Source organism: Leptolyngbya cf. ectocarpi LEGE 11479 (assembly GCF_015207065.1).
GTDB lineage: Bacteria > Cyanobacteriota > Cyanobacteriia > Phormidesmidales > Phormidesmidaceae > Leptothoe > Leptothoe ectocarpi.
Map to the genome: position 1 here is coordinate 1 of NZ_JADEXP010000439.1, position 4,782 is coordinate 4,782.

Below are 4,782 nucleotides of genomic sequence, written 5' to 3' on the forward strand. Positions count from 1 at the left end.
GACCAGATCGTTTCCGGGGGACAGTTGATGGTTGTAGTGGCGCTAAAAGATTTCATAGGGCTGGACTCTATTAGTAGTGTACTTTATAGCGTTTGCCGGTTGAGATGCATACAGTTTGGTGATGTAAGGGAATGGGGAATGGGGTGTATTCGATGCGTGTGAGAAGCGCTATATGTAAGTATGGCGAGCGCAAAGGTTAATCAGGGCTTAAACGAGCTTACCAGCCAGCCAATGCTGCTCACTATTAACAACGGTAACAGCCAATTCCCCCATCGTACATAGGGTGTTATTGTATCGCGTCGATAAATTGTTTTTACCTGAGCATCATAGGTTTTGGGTTCCGATATCCACTGTGTCTGCCCATGGGGGTTCACAGCTGCTGACAAACCGGTATTGGTACTTCGTGCCGCCCATCGGTCTGTTGCAATCGCCTGGATCACATCATGGCCGTGGTGCTGGCCCATCATCCGGGGTGGATATGGATCATTGTTGGACGCGGTCAGAATAAACTGTCCTCCTTGGGCGACCTGACGTCGCACAATCCAGCCATAGGCGGAGTCATAGCAAATCCCCACGGCGGCAGGGCCTACACCAGATTCAAACTGAGGCTGCTGGGCCGCGCCAGGAATCATTGTGGTGTCAAGGGGCGATAGACGTCGAATGAGTCCTCCTAGCAATGACTGGAGGGGAATATATTCTCCTAAAGGGACCAGCTTTATTTTGTTGTACTGGTTGATAGCGCGGGTCTCGGTTTGTTGTGGCGTGGATTTTAAAGACTCAGGTAACAGCGCAATGAGACTCTGATACATGTGAAACTCTTCAGTGGGGGCTATGACAAAAGTTCCTAGCCACAGGGGGATTTTGGTAGTCTGTACCGCCCGGTAAAACAGATTATTATCACGTAGGCGATGCCTCCAAATCTCGGGAATGGCTCCCTCTGGGGTCAGAACCGCATCAGCTCCGGCCTCGGCGAGCTGTTTGTAGCTACTGAGGTAGCGATCGCGAGCCTGACGGATACCCGCCTGGGTGAGCTTTTCTCGGGTGGGAATATTGCCCTGAATTATACCAACACGAATCGCTTCGGAGTCTTTATCTGCTAAGGGTTGTTGATAAAGACTCCAGCCGATCAGATGGATGACACACAGTAAGCTTAAAGCGGCTGCTAACCAGGGCTGAGGTCCAAGCGACCCTATGGGAACCTCGTCAAGGCGGGCCTGAAAACGAGTCTGCAACCAGGAAAATAGACCGGCTGCCATCAAACCGTTGACAGCTACAATGGCGGCGGTAATGGTTAAATAGCCGGATAGTCGGGCCAGATGTAGTACAACCAGGTTGTCTGGGCTTTGGGTAATGGCCAAGGATGTGCCATAGATGGGACTCAGGCTGGCGAGGGCTTCGAGGGTACACCAGAGGGTCGTGCCGATAATAATGTAGCCAAAAGTATGGCCAAACTGACCCGACCGGAGCGGGGATAGTCGACGCTTTAGGAGCACCATTAGCAGTGCCCAGGCCATGGGGATGCAGGCTCCCCAGAGGGTGACGATAACGTAGGCGGCGGTTGCGATCGCAATACTCCCAACCCAAGGCACCCCCAGCCACATTAGCGGATGTAAATGTAGTACCCAGGTCAGCAGTGTCCCCTGATAGCCCAGGCCCCACAGCAGTCCACCCAGGGCAGCCTGTCGCGGAGTACCACCGCGATAACTCACCAACCACAGCGGTACCAACGCCACCCAGGCCAACGGCCAAACCGGCCACAGTCCCATGAAAACACCGCCTACCATTAGGCTTAGCGGTCCCAGCCAGTTTACAGATTCCTTTGATAAGCGCCCTTGCCTGTGGGCAACCGGCCAGATGTTTCTACCCTTCACACCTATAGCGAACTCGAATTCAAACTATCCGCTTCCCCTTTGGTCTGCGGTAGATGCAGCCCGCACTCCTGCTTCATCCCCTTAAACCGAGTATCGCGCTCATTGTCATCATCAGCTGTGAGCGGGCGGCTAGAATGCCAGTCACCGACTGTGACGTATCCTTGCTCAAACAGCGGATGGTAAGGCAGATCGTGAGCCTTTAAATATTGATACACATCCCGCGAGTGCCAGGACAAAATCGGATGCAGCTTATAGATGTCATTTTGCTTGGCAATGCGGCCTAACGTTTGGCGATGGGAGGTTTGATTGGCCCGCAGTCCCGCCAGCCAGGCTTTGGCCCCTAGTTCTGTCAGCGCTCGCTGCATGGGCTCTACTTTACGGATGTAGTTATATCGGTTGAGCGCTTCTACATTATCCTGATCCCACAGCCGTCCATGGAGGGCCTCCATCCGAGCCGGACTCATGGCAGACTGGTAAACCTTGAGGTTGAGGTTGAGCCGCTGGGTCAGCTCGTCTGCAAACCGATAGGTTTCAGCCGGGAGATAGCCCGTATCGATCCAGATGACAGGAATATTTGGCAAGGCTTGAGTGACCAGATGCAGCATGACGGCTGATTGAATCCCAAAACTGGTACTCATCACCAAAGAGTTACCAAAGGTTTCAGCCCCCCAGGAAACCAGTTCGGAGGCATCCATCTCGCTTAAGGTTTTGTTGAGTGCTTCAAGATCTAGCTCGCTTTCTAGCACTGCATTTGCCATAGTTTCAGCTGCTCCATGATGCCAAAGATCCCAGAGATACCAGGTAGCTCTGCTTCATCATTGCATCATAACGGACCGGCTTTTCTAAAATTGTTTACCCAGACTACTCTAAGGCTTAGCTGCCGGTACTGTATTACCCGGTTCAGAATGCTGCTCAAGAAATGTGAGCACATCGGCACACCACTGCAGCCAGCTGGTTTCGTAGGCAATGCCTCGCTTGAGGGTGAGGTACTTAAACTGCAGCTCTACTGAAGGATCGGCCTCAGCTAGACACATCTCCTCCATGGTCCGATACTCCTCTAGCTGAGCCTGATGGAGCGTCTGCCGGTGGTGCAGCTCCTTCAGCAATAGCTCACGGGGCATTTTGTAGCCAATCATCACCTTGACCAGCAAATCTTCTCGGATTTGGGTACGTTCCGTAGGCTCTGCGTACCAGCGAGTCAGCTCGACCCAACCCGGCTCGGTAATGCTGTAAATCTTCTTGTCCGGTTTGCCCTCCTGGGGCACCTTCTCAAAATCAACCCAGCCCTGGGCCTCCATTTTGGATAACTCTCGGTACACCTGCTGCTGGGTGGCTTTCCAATAGCAGCTCAGCCCTTCATCAAAGCGCTTACTAATGTCGTATCCACTATCGGGCCGTTGGGCTAACAATGCCAGGATGGTGTGGGCTAAGGCCATAGGAATTTACAAACCAGACTAACTAAAACAGCCTTATTAAGGCTTTGATTGACATATTCAACATGTTGAGTATACATTATGGAAAACATAAGCAACAAGTTGAATATCAACTGATTGAATATCAACTATTTGGATAGTGAGTCATGGTTTCACCGCCGTCTGATCCCCCTGGAATCCTTCGTTCAAAGCCCATTAACTGGCAGTGGTTATGGTGGTTGCCAGTATTGGTTGTTCCTGTGCTCTGGCTAGGACGTTTTCGGTCTGGGGCGATGGCAGAGGATACCGCTGTTGCTCCCCTACCGGTCCAAAGCCAGGTGCTAGAACGGGTTACGGAATATTCGGTAGAACGTACCTACACTGGCGAAATTGTTGCCCGGCGCAGCAGCGACCTGGGCTTTGAGCAAGCAGGTACGTTGATAGAGATTTTGGTCGATGAAGGTGACACAGTTGCCAACGGAGCGCCCTTAGCTCGGTTAGATACCCGTAGTTTGCAAGCTCAGCGACAGCAGCTCGAGGCCCAACGCCGTCAGGCCCAGGCTCGATTTCAAGAATTGCAGCGCGGTCCACGCCAGGAAGATATTGCTGCCGCTGCAGCCGCTGTCCAAGACCTGCAGGCCCAGCTCGATCTTGCCCGTCTCCAGCAGCAGCGGCGCGAAGATCTTTATATTCAAGGGGCGATTTCTCTTGAAGAACGGGATGAAGCGGCTTTTAGTGCCACTGCTCTAGAGAGTCGTTTAAGCCAGGCTCAGAGTCAGCTGGATGAGTTAAATGCGGGTACACGGGTGGAACAAGTTAGCGCCCAGGATGCCCAGGTTGACCAAATCGATGCCAGCTTGCGCACGCTGGATGTGTCAATTGCCAAAAGTGTTATTTACGCTCCGTTTGCGGGTCGGGTATCGCGACGGCTGGTGGATGAGGGTGTGGTGGTCAGTCCAGGGCAGTCGGTGCTGCGGCTGGTGGAGGGGACGATTCTAGAAGCTCGGGTGGGTGTCCCGAGCGTCATGGCTAACCGCATAGCGGAGGGGAGTGTCCAAACTATTGAGGTGAATGGTCAGTTGTTTGAGGGTAAGGTGACGGCGCTGTTGCCGGAGCTGGATGAGGCAAGTCAAACGGTGACGGTGGTGGTGGGTTTGCCGTCGGGGGTGCAGGTGGTGATGGGTGCGATCGCACGACTCAAACTACAAGATCAGCAGAGTGAACTAGGCTACTGGTTGCCGACAAGTGCTTTGGTGGCTGGTGAGAGGGGGCTGTGGTCGGCCTATGTGTTGGGTGAACCGGACGATGATATGGCTGAGAATCTTTATGAGATCTCTCGTCGGGAGGTGGAGGTGCTGTATACGGAGAGCGATCGGGCGTTTGTTAGAGGATTGTTGCAGCCAGGAGAGGAGATTATTACTGGTGGGGTGCATCGGTTGGTGCCGGGACAGATTGTTAGGAATTAGGCGTAAATTAGCCTTATAGAGGCTGGTCAATAG

At 53.1% G+C, this 4,782-nt stretch carries 4 protein-coding genes; 1 reads left to right on the forward strand and 3 read right to left on the reverse strand.

All coding sequences use genetic code 11. The features are described from left to right. Nucleotides 1-200: 200 nt before the first annotated feature. From lnt to IQ260_RS27845, 3 genes are all read right to left on the reverse strand, one after another. Nucleotides 201-1,766: an apolipoprotein N-acyltransferase gene (lnt, locus tag IQ260_RS27835; RefSeq protein WP_228016494.1), complete on the reverse strand. Its 1,566-nt coding sequence runs from the start codon at nucleotides 1,764-1,766 to the stop codon at nucleotides 201-203. Between the two features lie 107 nt (nucleotides 1,767-1,873). Further along, nucleotides 1,874-2,629, reverse strand: a complete 756-nt coding sequence (locus IQ260_RS27840; RefSeq protein WP_193996328.1) for a phosphoadenylyl-sulfate reductase — start codon at nucleotides 2,627-2,629, stop codon at nucleotides 1,874-1,876. A 108-nt stretch (nucleotides 2,630-2,737) separates the two neighbouring features. Beyond that, entirely contained in the window at nucleotides 2,738-3,307 is a 570-nt protein-coding gene (locus IQ260_RS27845; RefSeq protein ID WP_193996329.1) for a PadR family transcriptional regulator, read from the reverse strand. A gap of 143 nt (nucleotides 3,308-3,450) precedes the next feature. On the opposite strand from IQ260_RS27845, the gene IQ260_RS27850 reads away from it, so the two are divergent. Further along, nucleotides 3,451-4,749, forward strand: coding sequence for an efflux RND transporter periplasmic adaptor subunit (locus IQ260_RS27850; protein ID WP_193996330.1), 1,299 nt, complete (start codon nucleotides 3,451-3,453; stop codon nucleotides 4,747-4,749). The last annotated feature ends 33 nt before the right edge of the window (nucleotides 4,750-4,782 follow it).